Genomic DNA, 18,712 nt, shown 5'->3' with positions numbered 1-18,712 from the left:
ATACCATCAAACGTGGCTCACAGCTAAATGCTGGCAGCCAATAGCTAAAAAATGAGTAGTACCATTGACACCGTAGTTATCGTCGTTTTTTCGGCCTTTGTTCTTGCGATAGGTTTGCTTTTCGCACGTACAGGCCGGAACCTGAAATCTTTTTTTGCGGGTGGAGAAGCCGTCCCCTGGTTTATAGGCGGGCTTTCTCTTTTTATGAGTTTCTTTTCAGCCGGGACTTTCGTCGCCTGGGGATCTATCGCCTACAAGCATGGCTGGGTGGCTATCACTATCCAATGGACCATGTGCATAGGCGCATTGGTCACCGGTTTATTCCTGGCTCCATACTGGAAACGCACCGGAGCACTTACCGCAGCGGAATTCATCAAGGAACGACTGGGCTTGCCTGTTCAAAAAACCTATATTTTCATTTTTACGCTGGTATCGATTTTTATTAAAGGATCGGTTTTATATCCGGTTGCCCGGTTGGTAAGTTCTTCTCTGGATCTTCCATTGGTACCCTGTACCATTGGCTTGGGGTTATTCATGATCACGTACACAGCCGTAGGCGGTTTATGGGCCGTAATGGTGACGGATATTCTTCAGTTTGTGGTTTTGTGTGCCGCTGTTTTTATTCTGCTTCCATTGTCGTTGGACAAAGTTGGCGGCTGGGAAGGCTTCACCAATAACGTTCCTGATGACTTTTTCAATTTATTGAATGGTGAATACACAATCGGTTTTGTCCTCGCTTTCGTCATTTATCACATCTGTTACATTGGAGGCAACTGGACCATGGTGCAGCGTTACACCAGCGTCGACAGTGAAAAATCGGCCAGAAAAGTAGCATTTCTTTTTGCCGGCCTGTATCTGATCAGTCCGGTTATCTGGATGTTCCCTCCCATGATCTACAAGGCGATAAACCCCGCTTTGACAGGACTTGATACGGAAAACGCGTACCTGATGATTTGCAAACTGGTACTGCCACCAGGCCTGCTCGGACTGATGCTGACGGGTATGTACTTCTCCACATCTGCCAGCGCCAATACGGCGCTCAATGTGGTATCAGCCGTTTTTACGAATGACATTTACAAAGGCATGGTAAATCCGGGCGCTTCCGATAAGCAGCTTATTCGTGTAGCAAGAGCCTCATCCTGGTTTTTCGGATTAGGCATGATCGGGATCGCATTACTGGTTCCATTGGCAGGCGGTATTGTGGAAGTGGTCCTTAGCATCTCGGCCATCTCCGGCGGGCCTTTGCTTGCCCCTCCCCTATGGGCTTTGTTTTCCAAACGACTTACCAGCACGGTAACGCTCTGGGTGACCGGCATTGGTCTTTCGGTGAACCTTTTCTTCAAAGTGCTTGCACCTATACTGCTCGACTTCAAGCTATCCCGCGGCATGGAAAACATTGTTGGTGTAGGCTTACCGCTCTTATTGCTCCTGGCCTACGAGCTTTGGGCAAGATCGAAAAATAACACTGCACAGGAATACTTGGCTTACCAGGTTTCAAGAGAACAAAAGCGGGTTGACAATTTGATTGAGGCCACTCCGGAAGAAGCACTGGAAATAAAGCGTCAGAACAAATTCGGCTTACAGGTCATTGCGGGAGCTCTGCTTTTTACTTCCCTGATACTATTTGTACTAAGCACATTTACAACCTCGGGTGCCGGTATTACGGCCACGATCGCCGGTGTAGTGCTTCTGGCAACCTGGATCCCTTACAGTGCTTCGCGAAAGATAAACCTGCACAGTCTGTCTATCTAAATCAAGAACATCATTTATAAGACTAAAATTTCGCATGAAACGAATTACAAACATCCTTTTTGTTCTTTTCTGTATTACCAGGAGTACGTTCGCTCAGTACTCCATCAAACAACCCGATTCCATTCCGCTCCATGGGGAATGGTCGTTTGCACTGGATCCTGCCAATATGGGTATTCCAGGGAAATGGTTCACCAAGGATGTACCACAAAGTTATCGCTTCGACAAAGTGACAGTACCCCATTGCTTTTCGACAGACAAGCGATACGAATCTTTTACAGGTACTGTTTGGTACCGTAAACCATTCAACTGGAAACCTGCAACCGGAAAACGCGTAATCCTGCATTTCGATGCCGCTTACTATAAAACAAATGTCTGGCTCAACGATCAGAAAGTTGGCACACACGAAGGGGGTTATACGCCGTTCAGTTTCGACATTACCGATTTCCTGAAAAATGGAGATAACCTGCTTTCGGTTTCAGTAAACAACGATACCTGGCAACCAGGCAGTATTCCAGGGGCAAAGGATCACAATGAGATTAATAACTCTTTCATGGGATGGACCAATTACGGCGGTCTCGTACGGCCTGTTTACCTTACCGTAGAACCAGAGGTTTATGCTGACAACATCAAGGTGGAAGCCATTCCTGATTTAGAAAAAGGAACCGCCGTTTTGAAAACAAAATTCCGGATCCGGAACGCTTCAAAGCAATCGGTTTCTCCCAAAACAGGGTTCATGGTTACAATTAAGGACAAACCTGTTTCTGTAACCTGGAAGGGAAAAAATGACCGTATCGCCGCCGGTGAAACGGCAGTATTCGAATGGGAGACAACGCTCACGTCGAGCCAGGTTAAGCTTTGGAACCTGGATGATCCAAACCTTTACAAGCTAAAAGCATTTACAGGCTCAGACACCATTTCCACCAACTTTGGCATACGCAAGGTCGAGATCAAAAATGTACAGCTTCTGTTGAATGGAAAACCGCTGAAACTAGCAGGTGGGAACCGCGTAGTAGATTACCCGGGCCTGGGTTCAATGGAACCGGACTGGTTAATCGAAAAAGATTTCAGACTGATGAAAGAAGCCGGAATGGAATTTCACCGACTCACCCACTACACCCCATCGGAACACTTTTACGATCTGGCCGACAAGTATGGTATGCTCATCATAACCGAAGCAGGTAATTGGCAGCTCACGCCACGTCAGATGGATAATGACACCATCAGAAAAAACTTCCGCCAGCAATTTAAGGAAATGACCGAGCGCGACTGGAATCACCCGAGTGTGATTGCGTACAGTGTTGGTAATGAGTATATGTCTTTGGAAGATGCGGGAAAAAGGTGGACAAAAGACATGATCGATTATGCACGTCAACTGGATCCGACCCGGCTGTACACTTTTGCTACAATGCTTTTGAACCGATTACCTAAAAAACCAGAAGATGAAGCAAGCCAGTATGTGGACTTCGTGTCCACCAACACCTACGGGAATCATGCAAAAGCGCTTGACCATATTCACATGCTTTATCCCGAAAAACCAATTCTAATCAGTGAATGGGGAATACGTGCGGATAGTAAGGTGGAGGCTATTCCCGGAATGCTCAAATTTTCAGAACATGATTTTGGGTCGAGCGAAGTAGTTCAGGCAAAACATATCTCAGATGTTGTAGCCGAGATCCGAAAAAGGCCCTATGTCATAGGAGCGTCCTGGTGGACCTACAATGATTATCAAAGCCGTCATCAGGGCACAAATACAAATGGCTATCGTCCCTGGGGAATTGTCCGCCCCGATAGAAGTTTACGTCCTGCCTATTATGTGTATCAGAAAGAGATGTCGCCTGTGACTATCGAAAAGGCCGGGTTTAAAACCGGGGATCAGGGAGAACATCAACTGAGCTTAAAAGTAACTGCCCGTAATGATTTCCCGGCGTATGCCATTCAGGGCTACTACATTCAGGCTTCCGGAAAAACCGTCAACATTCCGAACCTGAACCCGGGAGAAAGCAGGGAAATTCAGATTCCGGTAACAGGATTTGACCAGCGTATTCATGTAAACATTTTCAAACCGACAGGGTTCAAAGTTCTGGACGAAACCATTGAGTTAAAATAAAGACAAACAAAAATTAACAGCTAAGGAAAGCAGTTAAACGCAGAGGTCGCAAAGTTTTTTATGTGAATTCAGACGCAGTCCTGCATTATAATTTTCCCTGCAAAAAAAGTAACACCATGCTTAAAGAAGAATACACATACAAAAGAACTCCAAAATCGATTTCAATCTCGTCGGATCTGGTCATTGTAGGAGGGGGATTAGCCGGAACCTGCGCGGCAATTACAGCGGCACGTGCCGGCTTACAGGTAACGTTGGTGCAAGATCGGCCTGTTCTGGGCGGAAACTGTTCCAGCGAGGTGCGCTTATGGATTTTGGGCGCCACTTCACACATGGGCAACAACAACCGCTGGGCCCGCGAGAGTGGCGTGATTGACGAAATCATGCTCGAAAATATTCACAGAAATCCGGATGGCAATCCGCTCATTTTCGACACGGTACTTTTGGAAAAAGTAGTGACGGAGAAAAACATCACCTTGCTCCTGAACACGGCTGTTTTTGATCTGGACAAAATGGAGGAAGGGAGCCAGAATGAAGATAAAATCACCGCCGTTCATGCTTTTTGTAGCCAAAACAGCTCACAATATACATTAACGGCGCCCCTTTTTTGCGATACCTCGGGTGATGGAATTGTCGGTTTTCTGGCCGGAGCCGCCTTCCGGATGGGCGCCGAATCCATGGAAGAATTTGGCGAAAAGTTCGCACCGGACAAAGCCTACGGAGAGTTGCTGGGACACTCCATGTATTTCTACTCCAAGGATGTGGGCAGACCAGTTAAATTTACCGCTCCCGCATTCGCTTTACAGGACATCAAGGACATTCCGCGATATAAAACGTTTAACCCAAAAGACTACGGATGCCGGCTCTGGTGGCTGGAATATGGGGGACGCCTGGATACCGTACACGATACCGAAAAGATTAAATGGGAGCTTTGGAAAGTCGTTTACGGCGCCTGGAATTATATCAAAAACTCTGGTGAATTTCCCGAAGCCGAAAACATGACTCTGGAATGGGTAGGCACCATTCCAGGTAAACGGGAAAGTCGCCGTTTCGAAGGGGATTATATGCTCACACAGCAAGATATTGTAGAACAAAAACCCTTTGAAGATACGGTTGCATTTGGAGGCTGGAGCCTCGATCTGCATCCCGCCGATGGGGTGTATAGTGATCAGTCAGGTTGTAACCAATGGCATAGCAAGGGGGTTTATTCAATTCCTTACCGGTGTTATTACAGCAAAAATATCAGCAATCTCTTCATTGCAGGAAGGATCATGAGCGCGACACATGTGGCTTTCGCATCCACCCGTGTCATGGCCACCAGCGCTGTAGGGGGCCAGGCGGTTGCAATCGCTGCGGCTTTGTGCAAGAAACACAACTGCTCCCCCAGGGAGTTGGGTGAAAAACATCTTAAGGAATTACAGTTGCAGCTATGGCGTTCGGGGCAGTATTTACCGGTAACTGTTGTTTCTGATTCCGAAAATCTTGTTACCAAAGCGTCCAAAATTGCCGCATCTTCGACATTGAAATTAACTAACCTTCCTGGATCAGATTTCTGGGCTATAATCAAAGATTCAGTTGCGCAAATGCTCCCGATAGCAAAGGGGAACATGCCCTCGGTAACTTTTGAGGTGGAGGCAGAAACGGATACAACGTTAAGTGTTGAACTAAGAAAAAGCAGTAAGTCTGTAAATCATACACCCGACGTCACCCTTGATACGCAAACCTTTGTATTAAGAGAGGGAAAACAAGAAATCACGATCAACTGGTCGGTGGAGTTTGATGAAGCATGTTATGCATTTGTTTGCTTCATGAAAAATGATAAGCTAAAAATCCGGTACAGTGAAACGAGAATTACCGGATTGGTTTCGGTATTCAACGCAACCAATCCTGCAGTATCCAATTACGGAAAACAGGAGCCCTCAGAAGACATCGGTGTAGATACTTTCGAATTCTGGTGCCCGCAAAGGCGACCTGAGGGGAGAAATATTGCCATGAAATTCGACAGGCCTTTGGAAGTTTTTAGTACGGATAATATAACAAACGGACTTCACCGGCCCATCGCACAGCCCAACGCCTGGGTTGCTGATCTCAATGACACAAATCCAATGCTGACCATCAGCTGGAATGAGCCAATGACGATCTCAAAGATTGATTTTGTCTTTGATTCGGACTACGACCATCCTATGGAGAACGTCATATTTGTACATCCGGAAACGGTGATGCCCTTCTGTGTACGGGATTTGCAGGTTCTTAATTGCAATGATGAGGTAATCGACTCCATTAAAGGCAATCATTTAAGCACAAGAACGATTCAGCTTGAAAACCCTACCACAACACAGCATCTGAAGATCAAACTAACAAGATCGCTGGCAAATGTCCCGGTTGCTTTGATGGAAGTGAGGTGTTACTAAAAAACTAACCCGAATCTTCTGAATATTCAACAGGAGATTCGGGTCATTGTCAAAACTCTTAAGCTTACCTATTTAGTAAGATTAGATTGAATATTTCTCACAAAATTCTCCGACACATCCGCAAGAGCAGCAATTTTAATCTCATCAAAATCAGTATTTTTCAGAAGATAGGTAACAAATTCGGATTTACCTCTAGCTAAACCCTTTTCCAGTCCTTCTTCGAAACCAATTTTCTTACCCTTTTCTACAAAAATATCTAATGTGCTCATCACCCTTTCTTTTATTATTAACGGTACGTCTTCAAGAATAGTGACAATCTTGTCTTCTTGTAACCCGCTTCTCCCAAACAAGTAAACGATAAATCCACTTTGCAAATTCCCCCCGGTTCCTTCGGTCAGCGTAAGGAGCCTGACAGCGTTTACTTCCAACCATTTTTTTTCAAAACTGTGCTTTAACGCTAACAAAGAGGCAACAAGGAATTTATTATTCAGTGCTTCGACATCTTCGTCATCCAGGTCACCAAGGTTATTGTAAACATAATCAAAATTTGGTAAATAACTTTTGAGTTCCGGCTCCAAATTTTCAAATATGTCTGCCAGGGTATGATATGCCCAACTCTCCTTTCCATGATACATAAGAACCGGAATGACCATGGAAAGCTTCTCCTTGTTTGAAACCTGCCTCAGTAAACTTGAAAAGATATAGCTACCCATTTGAATCGGCGCATTCTTATCAATGTAACTTTTGTGTTCAATCAAAAGACATAATTTAACCTGATCCGGCAAACCTTTTCTTTGGCATATGTAAACGATGTCGGACATGGTTTTTTGCAGATCTTTTGAAAGGTATGTATCCGTGCTTTGTTCCAGCGTCTGAAAATCCAGCAACGACTGAACTTTCACTGGAAGAAAACTTTGGAAATATTCCTTTGCAAGCATTTTATCCGATAAAATCGACCGGATAAAGTTGTCATGGATGGATAGTTTGCTCATGGGATGAAGTGATTAGCGCACAATGTATACAATGATTTTCAAATAATTACACACGCTCTATCGCCACTTTGACAGTCTTCTTCTTTGAAAATCGATAATTACAAACTACTTTTGTGCCCTGAACAGCAAACACTTGTTTGCTATTTTATTGGAAACTTACTCTACCATAATAGTATACTACATAGACTTTGAAGGAAGCTGCGGACTCTTTACCATCATCTACAGGTAGCCAACAGACAGAATGGCAATCCATAGATGTAGCCTACATTGCAAGCGGCGATCTGGCAGAAGACCGGCGTTTAGCACTTTTGGCAAGAGAAAAAGGTCAAAAGGTTTATTTAAGAGATCTTCCCGGAGAATCGGATGACCTATTCCGCAAATTTGATAATAATACTACTTCAACGCAGACACAGAAAGCGCCAAAAGTTGCACTTACCTGGGAAACGGTTCAGGAAAAAATATGGGCTGCCACATTACGGAAGCGAACCAGGACAGAAATATTCGTAAATATTTTTTCGGCGGTCGCATTGATGATCGTTGGGCATCTGCTTTTTACATACCTTACCTTTGACCGCCTGTCGGTATTATGGAATGAACTGGAACTAAACGAGGAATTCTTCTACTATGTACTTGGAGGGTTTGTAGCACAGATGATAGACGGAGCACTGGGAATGGCATATGGTGTAACCGCCGCTACGTTCCTGCTTACACTGGGCGTCCCCCCATCTGCCGTAAGTGCAAGCGTGCACACTTCCGAAATTTTCACCAGTGGTGTTTCCGGATACATGCACCTGAAATTTGGAAATGTTAATAGTAAATTATTTAAGAAAATTCTGTTTCCTGGCGTTTTGGGAGCCATTACCGGTGCATATCTGTTGTCAACTCTGGAAAAATACATTTACATTGTCAAACCATTGGTAGCGGTTTACACCCTGATTCTGGGAATTCTTATTGTTCAAAAAGCGTTGAAGAAACGGATTGAAAAGAGGCCAATCAGAAAGATAGGGTGGCTTGCCATGGCAGGAGGAACACTCGATTCAATTGGTGGCGGAGGCTGGGGCCCGATTGTAACATCCACACTGATTGCAAGAGGCCGTCATCCCAGATACACGATTGGTTCGGTCAATCTTGCGGAGTTTTTTGTTTCACTGGCAAGCTCGGTAACATTTATTACCATTATCGGGTTTTCTCACTGGAAAGTAGTTTTAGGGCTGATTTTAGGGGGAATGGTTGCAGCACCAATCGCAGCAACCCTGTCACGCCGGCTTCCTATCAAAACAATGATGATCATGGTGGGAACAGTCGTCATTATTGTGAGTATGAGAATTATTTATATGGTGGTTAGCAGCTATTTGGCTGGAAACGCTTGATTGGAAACATAGTCATAGTTTTAAAATATATATTGTAATAAACAAGGCCAATAGCTAGCAGCTATTAGCTAACAGCTTCCAAATGAAAAAGCAGACCAAGGCAATACGTACCCAAACTAAGAAAACACAGTATCGTGAGCATTCCACACCTATGTTTCTCACAAGCAGCTTCACTTTCGATAGTGCCGAACAAGGAAAGGCTTTGTTTGAAGAAACAGAGGATGGAAATATTTACAGCCGTTTTTCCAATCCAAGCGTTCAGGAGTTTGTGGACAAAGTCTGCATGCTGGAAGATTGTGAGGATGGTGTGGCAACGGCAACGGGTATGGCGGCCGTATTCGCTAGCATGGCGGCGTTACTCAAAAGCGGAGATCACATTGTGGCGTGCCGTGCCCTGTTTGGCTCTGCACATCAGGTTATTACACAGATCCTAAGCAAATGGGGTATCACCTATACCTATCTGGATGCAGATGCAAGTGCCGAAGAATGGGAAGCAGCCGTTTTGCCGAACACCCGTATGATCTATCTCGAAACACCTTCCAATCCGGGGCTGGATCTGGTGGATCTGGAAATGATTGGGCGAATCTGCAAAAAACACAATCTGATATTCAACGTAGACAACTGTTTCGCCTCTCCTGCCCTTCAAAACCCGGTTGATTTCGGGGCCGACCTGGTTGTACATTCCGCCACTAAATACATGGATGGGCAAGGCCGGGTGCTGGGTGGTGTGGTAGTAGGCAAGAAAGAATATATTAAGGAATTACGGTTTTTCTGCCGTCAGACAGGGCCGTCTATGTCTCCATTCAATGCATGGGTATTGAGTAAAAGTCTGGAAACACTGACTCTGAGAATGGAAAAACATGCCTCCAATGCATTGGAGCTGGCTAAGGCTTTGGATACCCATCCGGATGTCAAAATGGTTAAATATCCGTTTTTGCTTTCTCACCCACAGCACGAATTGGCAAAAAAACAAATGCGTGCCGGTGGTGCCATTGTTACAATCGATTTGCAAGGTGGTTTTGAAAGGGTGTCGGCATTTATGGCTGCTTTGGAGATTGCATCATTGTCGTCTAATCTCGGCGATACCCGAACCATTGTAACCAACCCGTATACGACCACCCATGCAAAACTAAAACCAGATGAAAAACTGGCATTGGGAATAACAGAAGGTTTAATCCGCATTTCAGTAGGCTTGGAAGACGTTGAAGACCTGATCCAGGATTTCACCAATGCCGTGGAGGTCTCGGTCAAAAGTGCTATATTGGAGTAAAAATGTTACAAGTCAGTATCCGAACTTGCAAGAAAATGAAAACATTGACGATCAATTTACCGGAAGAGTTTGAAAAGAAAGAAGTATTGCTTTCCATTGCCGGACAGCTTTATCAGCAAGGTGCACTTTCTGCAAGCCAAGCAACCGATCTGGCTGATGTGACGATGAATGAATTGATTTACAGCACGCTGGATGATGATGACTCATTGAAGTCTATGATTAGCAACCCGGCCGACAACCATAAATCCTTTGAGGAAAGAATTGACGCTATGAATAGAAAACAGGTTCATAAAGGGTTAGATAAAGAACGACTGGAAGCACTTAGAGATTCTCTTAACATCCAGGAACCCCTTGAGCTGTTACTTTCACAGTTGACAAAATGAAGTATGTTCTGGATACAAACATCATTTTATCCTATTTAAGAAAAAATGATGTTTGGGGTTTAATAGAAACATCCCTTCAATTTTTTGATTCGGGAACCAAGGTATATATTCCTGCAATTGTAATAGGAGAATTGCAATCTATAGCCATTCAAAACAAATGGGGAGTTAACAAACAAAATGAATTACAACTCTTTATAACTGAATTTATTAAGATTGATATTATTTCTGATGAAGTAATAAATCGTTACGCAGAGATTGATGCATTTAGCCAAGGTAGATTGGAAGGCAAAGCACTGAACTATTCGGCAAGAAATATGGGCAAAAATGACCTCTGGATCGCAGCAACAGCCAGTATTCTTAATGCCACTTTGATTACAACTGATAAAGATTTTCAACATTTGCATCCAAATTTTTTGCAGGTTGCTTATTTTGAAATAAAGTAATAAATAAGGATTACCACGGAGGAACATAAAGGAGAAATAACAGATCTCACTGAAAATTAAAAACTCTGTGGCACTCCGTTCCAAACTCCCGGTTAAAAAGAATTAAAAGACCACCATGAACACAAACTTATCTTCTCTACACGCTGCCCTTGAAGGCAAAGGTGAAACGGAATCGTTGGCCATCTTAGCCGACCTCTTTCCGGGCGAAGTCGTATTTTCAACCAGTCTTGGTTATGAAGACCAGGTCATTACGGATTTTATTTTAAAGAACAACCTGGACATTTCCATTTTCACTTTGGATACGGGTAGGATGTTCAATGAAACCTACATGACCCTGCAAAAGACCAACAACCGATACGATACGAAAATCAAGGTATTTTATCCGCAAACAGGTGCTGCCGAAACTTTGCTGAGCACAAAAGGCCCGCTGAGTTTCTACGAATCTGTTGAAAACCGTAAAGAATGCTGCTTCATCCGTAAGGTTGAACCTTTAAACAGAGCTTTGAAAGGTGCCAAAATATGGGTGACGGGTATCAGGGCCGAACAATCGGGGAACCGTCAGTCGATGAGTAAGCTGGAAGTGGATGAAGCTCACGACCTGATCAAATTCCATCCGATACTGGATTGGTCTTTTGAAGCCGTGAAGAGTTATGTAAAGTCCAATGGTATTCCTTACAATCCTTTGCATGATAAAGGTTTTGTAAGTATCGGATGCGCGCCATGCACACGTGCCATCCAGGAAGGTGAAGATTTCCGCGCCGGACGCTGGTGGTGGGAAGATGAGTCGAAAAAAGAGTGTGGATTGCATGCGAAATAGCTGCGGTCCATCGCGCGGTCAGCTGTTAGCAGTCGGATTAAGGATTTAGAAGTTCAAAAAGTAAAAGACAATTATATTAAAAGCTAAAAGCTCACAGCTGATAGCTAAAAGCTAAAAAATATGTCAATTTCAGTTAAAGATGTGTCGGATATCAGTGATCGGGAGGCGGACGAAAGACGCAAATCACCTGATTATCTGGATCAGTTAGAGGCGGAAGCGATTTACATTATGCGCGAAGTGGCCGGTCAGTTTGAGCGCCCTGCTTTGTTATTTTCTGGTGGTAAAGATTCCATTACCCTGGTTCGGTTGGCGCAAAAAGCCTTTGCTCCGGGCAAAATTCCATTCCCTCTGGTACACGTTGATACCGGACACAATTTTATTGAAGCCATTGAATACCGGGACGAGCTGGCCGAGCAAATAGGTGCCAAACTGGTAGTGCGTTATGTGGAAGATACCATCAAAGCCAAAGGCCTTAAAGAACAAACCGGCAAAAATGCAAGTCGCAACTGGCTGCAAACTTTTACATTGCTCGATACCATCGAGGAATTTGAGTTCGATGCCTGCATCGGCGGCGCACGTCGCGATGAAGAAAAAGCACGTGCCAAAGAACGTATTTTCTCGTTCAGAGATGAATTCGGTCAATGGGATCCGAAACGTCAGCGTCCCGAGCTTTGGAATCTATTTAATGGTCGTATCAGCAAAGGAGAAAACGTACGGGTTTTCCCCATCTCAAACTGGACCGAACTGGATGTTTGGGCTTACCTGAAAAGAGAAAAAATAGCACTTCCTTCCATCTATTTTGCACATGAACGCTCACTGATTTTAAGGGACGGCAAGCTGCTTAATAATACGCCGGTAATTGAAAAAGACGAAAACGACCAGATTGTAACACGCCAGGTTCGTTTCCGGACCGTGGGTGATATGACCTGCACCGCAGCTGTTGAATCGAGCGCAGCTACCCTGGACGAAGTGATTGCTGAAATCTCCATTTCGAGAATCAGCGAACGCGGCGAAACCCGTATCGACGACCAGCAAACGGAAGCTGCCATGGAAGACCGGAAAAAGGGCGGGTATTTTTGATGAATTAAAAGTTAAGAATTAAGAGTGAAAAATACAAAAGCTTTGTTAATCACTCCTACTTACCAGTATTAAATAACCCTGAGCGAAGTGTTAAGCCTGAGTCTTGGAAACAAGCAAATATTCTCTCATTCTTAATTCTTCATTCATAATTAAAAAAAGGTGGATTTACTAAGATTTATAACAGCAGGTTCCGTGGACGATGGCAAAAGCACATTGATAGGGCGACTGCTTTACGATACGAAAAATATATTGGCCGACCAGATGGAAGCCATTGAACGTGCGAGCAAAAGCCGTAATGTGGGTGAAATTGACCTGGCTCTATTAACCGATGGGCTCCGTTCGGAACGAGAACAAGGGATTACCATTGACGTTGCCTATAAATATTTCCAGACGCCAAATCGCAAGTTTATCAGTATTGACGCGCCCGGACATATACAGTATACCAGAAACATGGTTACGGGTGCTTCCAATGCAGATCTGGCTATTATATTGGTCGATGCACGCCATGGCGTTGTGGAGCAAACCCGCCGTCACTCGCTGATCGCTTCCATGTTGGGCATCCCTCACGTGATCGTGGCGATTAACAAAATGGATCTGATCGGAAATTCAGAAGATGGCTTTCTACAAATAGCGCAGGCTTATAAGGAACTTGCCGAAAAGCTGAATATAAAGGATCTGACAATTATTCCGGTGAGTGCATTGAACGGCGACAACATCGTTGACCGCTCCGAAAACATGCCCTGGTATACAGGTGAAACGTTGCTATCGGTTTTGGAAACCGTAAATGTGCTTAAGGATCAGAACCAGGAAGATGGTCGTTTTGCTGTCCAGTATGTGATTCGCCCTCAAACGGACGAGTTGCACGATTATCGTGGGTATGCAGGCCGTATTCAAAGCGGGACTTTCAGAAAGGGAGATGCTATTAAAGTACTTCCCTCCGAGCAGGAATCAAAAATTGCCAGGATCGAATTTGGCGGGAACGAACTCGATTCAGCATCTGTGCTGGAATCGGTGACGATTTTACTTGAAGACGATATTGATATCAGCCGTGGAGATTCTATCGTCTCATTGAATAATTCCCCCATCGTAAGTCAGGATATTGAGGCGCTTGTTTGCTGGATGGATGACAAAAAACAGTTAAAACCCGGCAACAAATATGTACTTCAACATGGAACGGCCCGATCGCGTTGTTCGATCCGCGACATTGAATACCAGATTGACATCAATTCTTATGAGAAATTAGAAGACGTTGAAAGCCTGAAACTGAACGACGTAGCCAGAGTGGTATTGCGAACAGCCCAACCAATCGCATATGATCCATACCAGAAAAACAGGGCAAACGGAGCTGCCATTCTGATTGATGAAACATCAAATGTTACCGTAGGCGCTTGCATGATTGAATAAAGTGTTGTTTTGCAAGAGATAAGTATTGATTAAATGTGTCAGGTTGAGCGGAGTCGAAACCCGAGCCTGAAATTAAAAATACCACTATACACTTCGACTCCGCTCAGTGTGACATTGTAATATACTATTCCGATAGGTTATAAGAAAAATTCACCATGAGTAATTTAGTAATTTCAGAAAAAGTATCATCCGCAGCGAAACGCGATATCGTTGATTTAAATAACAAAATCAATGCGTTCAACTCAGGAGAAACACCGGAAGAAGCTTTTCGTAAGTTTCGTCTGACACGCGGGGTTTACGGCCAGCGCCAGCCTGGTGTACAAATGATCCGTATCAAATTGCCCTACGGACGCATCACAGCAGACCAGCTCGTACGCATCGCCGATACTTCCGACAAGTTCGCAACAGGTAACCTACATGCAACAACGCGCCAGGATATCCAGCTGCACTTTGTTAAACTTTCGGATTCACCCCAATTGTGGGCGGACCTTGAAGATGCTGGAATTACGCTGAAAGAAGCTTGTGGTAACACAATCCGTAATGTCACAGCATCCTCCGTGGCAGGTATTGACCCGGATGAGCCTTTTGATGTAACACCTATTACTCATTCTATTTTCACGTATTTTCTGCGCAATCCGATCAATCAGGATATGGGCCGAAAATTCAAAATCGCCGTATCTTCCTCAGAAAAAGACTCAGCCTTGGCATTCATCCACGATGTAGGCCTTATTGCCAAATGGGGCACCAACCAAGCCGGAGAATCGGTGAAAGGATTCAAAGTTTTAATCGGTGGCGGCCTGGGCGCACAACCTTTTTCAGCGCAAACCGCATTTGAATTCCTTGAAGAAAAAGATGTTATTCCTTTTATCGAAGCCTTGCTCCGTGTCTTCGATCGCTATGGGGAACGTGTACGTCGTCACAAGGCACGTATGAAATTTCTTTTGAACGATCTTGGCCTGGAAGGAATGATGGCCAAAGTAGAAGAAGAGCGCACGGCTTTGAAAAACAAAGTATTTACAATCCCGGAGGATTTGTTTGGCACTAATGAACTGGAATCCATTATCCATGCGCCACGCCCATCTGTTTCAGAAGATGAAATAATCAAACTTGCATCTGATCATGTTCAGGACATTGAAACCTTTACCCATTGGCTGAAAACCAACACTTTCGAGCAAAAGCAAAAAGGTTGGTATGCGGTTCAATTACGCGTTTTGCTTGGCGATATGAGTTCAGATACGGCGCGTAGCCTGGCCACAATTGTCCGTCAGTATGCGGCCGACGATATTCGTGTAACCGTAAATCAAGGTTATATTCTTCGTTTTATTAAAGGTGAAGACCTGGTTGTCATCTACAATGAACTGAATAAACTGGGACTTGCAACGCCTGGCTTTGACAGCACCATGGACATTACAACCTGCCCGGGAACGGATACATGTAACCTGGCCATTTCCAGTAGTTACGGGATTACCAGAGTACTTGAAGATGTAATGAAGGACGAGTTCCCCGAAATGCTCTACAATCAGGATATCAAAATCAAGATTAGTGGCTGCATGAATGGATGCGGACAGCACAATGCGTGCAATATCGGGTTTCATGGAAGTTCACTAAAAAACGGCAAACTGGTTTTGCCCGCACTACAAGTTTTACTTGGTGGAGGTTTTACTGGTGATGGTATCGGGTTGATCGGCGATAAAGTAATCAAAGTTCCTGCAAAACGCGGACCGGAGGTTTTACGCACGCTTTTCAACGATTACGAAACAAATGGATACGACGGGGAATATTACAACCAGTACTACGCCCGCCAAACGAAAAACTATTTCTTCCAACTGCTCAAACCGCTGGCAGACCTGAGCACCTTGACGGACGATGATTACCGCGATTGGGATCATGACGAAATTTTCAAAACCGAAATTGGAGTCGGAGAATGTGCCAGTGTGATGGTTGATCTGGTAGCAACAACCATTACAGAAGGACAGGAAAAATTGAATCTTGCAAAAGAAAACTACGATTTAGGTATCTGGGCCGATGCTATTTATCATGCTTACAATGTATTGATCACCGGTGCCAAGGGCCTGTTGATGACCAAAGACGTTAATCTGAATACGCAGTATGGCATTATCAACGATTTTGAATCACATTTTGGCAGCGAGTTCAAATATGAAACTCCGGCTGAATTTACGCTTGAAGACAAAAAAGAAACGCCTTTCCGCTCACTTGCATTCAGTATCAATAAATTCGAACCGACAGAAGCTTTTGCAACCTACTTCTTAAATACCGCCGATCACTTTCTCAACTTTGTTCGCAGCACACGCGGGGCGCAGTTGATGGAAAACGGCGAACTTGTATTGCAGGAACTTTCTTTCGGAAAAGACAGCTGATAGCTTTTAGCTGTGAGCAGTTAGGGAATAGCTACTGAACCAAAAAAAACATACTACAACTATTTAGGAAATCAGCGTAACTACCAGGTCACCTGATTTCCTAAATCTCGCAAAGCCAATAGCAAACAGCTAAAAGCCAAAAGCTAATAAATGAAACTTACACTAATTGGTGCTGGTCCGGGTGATCCGGAACTGATTACTTTAAAAGGAGTAAAAGCACTTCAGAAAGCGAAGGTCGTTCTTTACGATTCTCTCGCGCATCCATCTCTTCTGGACCACTGCCCGACAGATTGTGTCAAAATCCTGGTCGGTAAGCGCTTCGGTAAAACCAGTTGCGGGCAGGACGATATCAACAATTTAATTGTTGCATGTGCTAACCAGTACGGTGAAGTAGTTCGTCTTAAAGGAGGTGATTCATTTGTATTCGGGCGCGGCTACGAAGAAATTGTATTTGCACAGCAGCATGGGATTGAATCGGAAATAATCCCGGGCATTTCAAGTAGCTACGCCGTTCCCGCTCTGGCCGGTATTCCATTAACGTCACGGGGAGTCAGTGAAAGTTTCTGGGTTATTACTGGCACCACCAAGTCCCATGCATTATCCAAGGACGTGTACCTTGCCGCTCAGTCAACCGCTACGGTCATTATCCTGATGGGCCTTCATAAGCTTGATGAAATCGTAGGTATTTACGCAAGTCTTGACAAAATGGATGAACCTATTGCAATCATCCAAAACGGCTCTATGCAAAATCAGAAGGTGGTAACGGGAAAGATCAGTAACATAGAACCTCTGGCCAAATTAAGTGAAATAGGATCACCTGCAATCATTGTGATCGGCCAGGTAGCAGCCCTGCCAGATCTTTCTTTCGATCAGGTGCAGGCCATGATCAAACAGGAAGAGTTTCAAGTTAAATAACTCTTTTGCAACCCGACTTACCAAACCGGGCTCAACGGACTTCCTTGGACTAAAATTCCAGAAGATAGATGATTATAGCCAGAAACAAATAGCTGATGAACAGCCATTTTTTCCTCTGCTCGAAGGCGTCCCGCTGGTGGAAATAATCGTAGACCATAGATGCCGTGAAACCCACGATCATCAAAGCAAAGCAAAGTATCCCACACTCAGAACGATAATGAACATACGCACGCATGGCCGGAGCCCCCAAAACCAGATAAAGTAGCCACATACCAAAACCAAGCCTGTATAGATACATGCTCAGGCGTCGATCGTTCCTTATGTCAAATAACTGATCCAGCAAAATCTTACCTAATTTTTTGAATAAGTGAAACTAACAATATTTGAAAACAAAAGCTAACATTTTATAAACATATCATATATATGTAATATTGTAAAAAATGTATGCATGTCGCAAATACCAGGAAAAATATTCTTTTCTCTACTCAACGCATTATCTGGTATTTCCTGGAAAAACGCCTTCCGATTATCCAATACCTTAAAATTTCTACTGTTCGATTTGGGCAGATATCGCAAAAATGTAATCTGGACTAACCTAAAAAACAGTTTCCCTGAGAAGACCCATGCTGAACTGAAACAGATTGCAGATGATTTTTACCTTCATTTCACCGACCTGATTGTTGAAACGATAAAATTCCGTACCGCCCCACCGGAGCTGATACGTGAACACCTGCAGGGTGATATCAGCATCATGGACGGTTTTTATGCCAGCAAAACAAACATCATTTACCTGATGGGGCATCGTGGCAACTGGGAGCTTGCCAACCTTTTCTCATCGCTTTGCTTTACGCATGAATGCATTGTGGTATACCGCCCGTTGCAAAATGAAGAAGCAGACCAATGGTTCCTTGACTTACGTACACGTTTCGGAGCAATCCTGGTTCCTATGGATCAAATTTTCAAGGAATTGCAAAAGCCCCGTGCCAGGCCTTACGTGGTTGTGCTGGCCAACGATCAGTCACCTATGCCGCAAACCGCCTTCTGGACTAATTTCCTCCATCAGGATACCGGTGTTTTCAGAGGTGTAGAGACCATTGCCCGGCGATACAACCTGACGGTTCTTTATGCTGATTTCAGCAAAATTTCGGGCAAACGAGGGCATTATCATGTGACGATAACCCCCATTTCCCTGGATCCAAAAAATGAGCGCCCCAATGGAATTCTGGAAAAACAGATCAGGATACTCGAAAACGACATTCACTGCCAACCGGCCAACTGGCTTTGGAGCCACCGACGCTGGAAGCATCGACGCCCGGAAGTCCTGAAACCAGAGCAATTATACACACCAGGCAATGCTTTGCCAGGCGACATCTCTCCGGGCGATTGTTAAACG

Annotated in this window: 15 protein-coding genes; 13 read left to right on the top strand and 2 right to left on the bottom strand. The window is 44.4% G+C overall.

The genetic code is table 11. The annotated features are described in order from the left end of the window. The first annotated feature begins 51 nt into the window (after positions 1–51). The 3 genes from DYADSP32_RS26995 (at position 52) to DYADSP32_RS26985 (ending at position 6,267) form a co-directional block, all read left to right on the top strand. Positions 52–1,752: a sodium:solute symporter family protein gene (locus tag DYADSP32_RS26995; RefSeq protein WP_149239849.1), complete on the top strand. Its 1,701-nt coding sequence runs from the start codon at positions 52–54 to the stop codon at positions 1,750–1,752. Positions 1,753–1,786: 34 nt separating this feature from the next. Next, on the top strand, positions 1,787–3,859 hold the full coding sequence (locus tag DYADSP32_RS26990; RefSeq protein WP_149239850.1) for a glycoside hydrolase family 2 TIM barrel-domain containing protein: 2,073 nt from the start codon (positions 1,787–1,789) through the stop codon (positions 3,857–3,859). 116 nt (positions 3,860–3,975) lie between these two features. After that, positions 3,976–6,267, top strand: a complete 2,292-nt coding sequence (locus DYADSP32_RS26985) for an FAD-dependent oxidoreductase (RefSeq protein ID WP_149239851.1) — start codon at positions 3,976–3,978, stop codon at positions 6,265–6,267. A 68-nt stretch (positions 6,268–6,335) separates the two neighbouring features. Here the strand turns inward: DYADSP32_RS26985 and DYADSP32_RS26980 are convergent, their stop codons facing one another. Beyond that, on the bottom strand, positions 6,336–7,259 hold the full coding sequence (locus DYADSP32_RS26980) for an Rpn family recombination-promoting nuclease/putative transposase (protein ID WP_149239852.1): 924 nt from the start codon (positions 7,257–7,259) through the stop codon (positions 6,336–6,338). Positions 7,260–7,447: 188 nt separating this feature from the next. Here DYADSP32_RS26980 and DYADSP32_RS26975 point away from each other — a divergent pair, with 188 nt between their 5' ends. The 9 genes from DYADSP32_RS26975 to cobA all read left to right on the top strand — a co-directional run bounded on the left by DYADSP32_RS26975 (position 7,448) and on the right by cobA (position 17,319). Beyond that, on the top strand, positions 7,448–8,629 hold the full coding sequence (locus DYADSP32_RS26975) for a sulfite exporter TauE/SafE family protein (RefSeq protein WP_149239853.1): 1,182 nt from the start codon (positions 7,448–7,450) through the stop codon (positions 8,627–8,629). Between the two features lie 82 nt (positions 8,630–8,711). Continuing rightward, complete coding sequence (locus DYADSP32_RS26970; protein WP_149239854.1) at positions 8,712–9,899, top strand: aminotransferase class I/II-fold pyridoxal phosphate-dependent enzyme; 1,188 nt, start codon at positions 8,712–8,714, stop codon at positions 9,897–9,899. 35 nt (positions 9,900–9,934) lie between these two features. Next, positions 9,935–10,282 carry a hypothetical protein gene (locus DYADSP32_RS26965; protein ID WP_149239855.1) on the top strand — a complete coding sequence of 116 codons (348 nt, stop codon included), beginning with the start codon at positions 9,935–9,937 and terminating at the stop codon, positions 10,280–10,282. Further along, entirely contained in the window at positions 10,279–10,725 is a 447-nt protein-coding gene (locus DYADSP32_RS26960) for a PIN domain-containing protein (RefSeq protein WP_149239856.1), read from the top strand. Before DYADSP32_RS26965 ends, DYADSP32_RS26960 begins: the two co-directional genes overlap by 4 nt. Positions 10,726–10,840: 115 nt before the next feature. Continuing rightward, entirely contained in the window at positions 10,841–11,542 is a 702-nt protein-coding gene (locus DYADSP32_RS26955) for a phosphoadenylyl-sulfate reductase (RefSeq protein WP_149239857.1), read from the top strand. Positions 11,543–11,662: 120 nt separating this feature from the next. Further along, positions 11,663–12,622, top strand: a complete 960-nt coding sequence (gene cysD, locus DYADSP32_RS26950) for a sulfate adenylyltransferase subunit CysD (RefSeq protein WP_414618088.1) — start codon at positions 11,663–11,665, stop codon at positions 12,620–12,622. Positions 12,623–12,781: 159 nt separating this feature from the next. Next, positions 12,782–14,026 carry a GTP-binding protein gene (locus DYADSP32_RS26945; RefSeq protein ID WP_149239858.1) on the top strand — a complete coding sequence of 415 codons (1,245 nt, stop codon included), beginning with the start codon at positions 12,782–12,784 and terminating at the stop codon, positions 14,024–14,026. A 155-nt stretch (positions 14,027–14,181) separates the two neighbouring features. Beyond that, positions 14,182–16,404: a HEPN domain-containing protein gene (locus tag DYADSP32_RS26940; RefSeq protein ID WP_149239859.1), complete on the top strand. Its 2,223-nt coding sequence runs from the start codon at positions 14,182–14,184 to the stop codon at positions 16,402–16,404. 150 nt (positions 16,405–16,554) lie between these two features. Next, on the top strand, positions 16,555–17,319 hold the full coding sequence (gene cobA / locus DYADSP32_RS26935; RefSeq protein WP_149239860.1) for a uroporphyrinogen-III C-methyltransferase: 765 nt from the start codon (positions 16,555–16,557) through the stop codon (positions 17,317–17,319). 49 nt (positions 17,320–17,368) lie between these two features. Here cobA and DYADSP32_RS26930 read toward each other — a convergent pair whose 3' ends face one another. After that, positions 17,369–17,662: a hypothetical protein gene (locus DYADSP32_RS26930; RefSeq protein WP_149239861.1), complete on the bottom strand. Its 294-nt coding sequence runs from the start codon at positions 17,660–17,662 to the stop codon at positions 17,369–17,371. A 105-nt stretch (positions 17,663–17,767) separates the two neighbouring features. On the opposite strand from DYADSP32_RS26930, the gene DYADSP32_RS26925 reads away from it, so the two are divergent. Continuing rightward, on the top strand, positions 17,768–18,709 hold the full coding sequence (locus tag DYADSP32_RS26925; RefSeq protein WP_149239862.1) for a lysophospholipid acyltransferase family protein: 942 nt from the start codon (positions 17,768–17,770) through the stop codon (positions 18,707–18,709). Positions 18,710–18,712 lie beyond the last annotated feature (3 nt).

It is taken from the genome of Dyadobacter sp. 32 (assembly GCF_902506755.1).
Lineage (GTDB): Bacteria > Bacteroidota > Bacteroidia > Cytophagales > Spirosomataceae > Dyadobacter.
Note: the sequence above shows the minus strand (reverse complement) of the source record. Positions and strands in the feature narration are given on the sequence as shown.

Bases quoted from the DNA above. Each gene is read 5' to 3' on its own strand.
- DYADSP32_RS26995 (WP_149239849.1), top strand. From the start codon at position 52: ATGAGTAGTACCATTGACACCGTAGTTATCGTCGTTTTTTCGGCCTTT.
- DYADSP32_RS26990 (WP_149239850.1), top strand. From the start codon at position 1,787: ATGAAACGAATTACAAACATCCTTTTTGTTCTTTTCTGTATTACCAGG.
- DYADSP32_RS26985 (WP_149239851.1), top strand. From the start codon at position 3,976: ATGCTTAAAGAAGAATACACATACAAAAGAACTCCAAAATCGATTTCA.
- DYADSP32_RS26980 (WP_149239852.1), bottom strand. From the start codon at position 7,259: ATGAGCAAACTATCCATCCATGACAACTTTATCCGGTCGATTTTATCG.
- DYADSP32_RS26970 (WP_149239854.1), top strand. From the start codon at position 8,712: ATGAAAAAGCAGACCAAGGCAATACGTACCCAAACTAAGAAAACACAG.
- DYADSP32_RS26965 (WP_149239855.1), top strand. From the start codon at position 9,935: ATGAAAACATTGACGATCAATTTACCGGAAGAGTTTGAAAAGAAAGAA.
- DYADSP32_RS26960 (WP_149239856.1), top strand. From the start codon at position 10,279: ATGAAGTATGTTCTGGATACAAACATCATTTTATCCTATTTAAGAAAA.
- DYADSP32_RS26955 (WP_149239857.1), top strand. From the start codon at position 10,841: ATGAACACAAACTTATCTTCTCTACACGCTGCCCTTGAAGGCAAAGGT.
- cysD (WP_414618088.1), top strand. From the start codon at position 11,663: ATGTCAATTTCAGTTAAAGATGTGTCGGATATCAGTGATCGGGAGGCG.
- DYADSP32_RS26940 (WP_149239859.1), top strand. From the start codon at position 14,182: ATGAGTAATTTAGTAATTTCAGAAAAAGTATCATCCGCAGCGAAACGC.
- cobA (WP_149239860.1), top strand. From the start codon at position 16,555: ATGAAACTTACACTAATTGGTGCTGGTCCGGGTGATCCGGAACTGATT.
- DYADSP32_RS26925 (WP_149239862.1), top strand. From the start codon at position 17,768: ATGTCGCAAATACCAGGAAAAATATTCTTTTCTCTACTCAACGCATTA.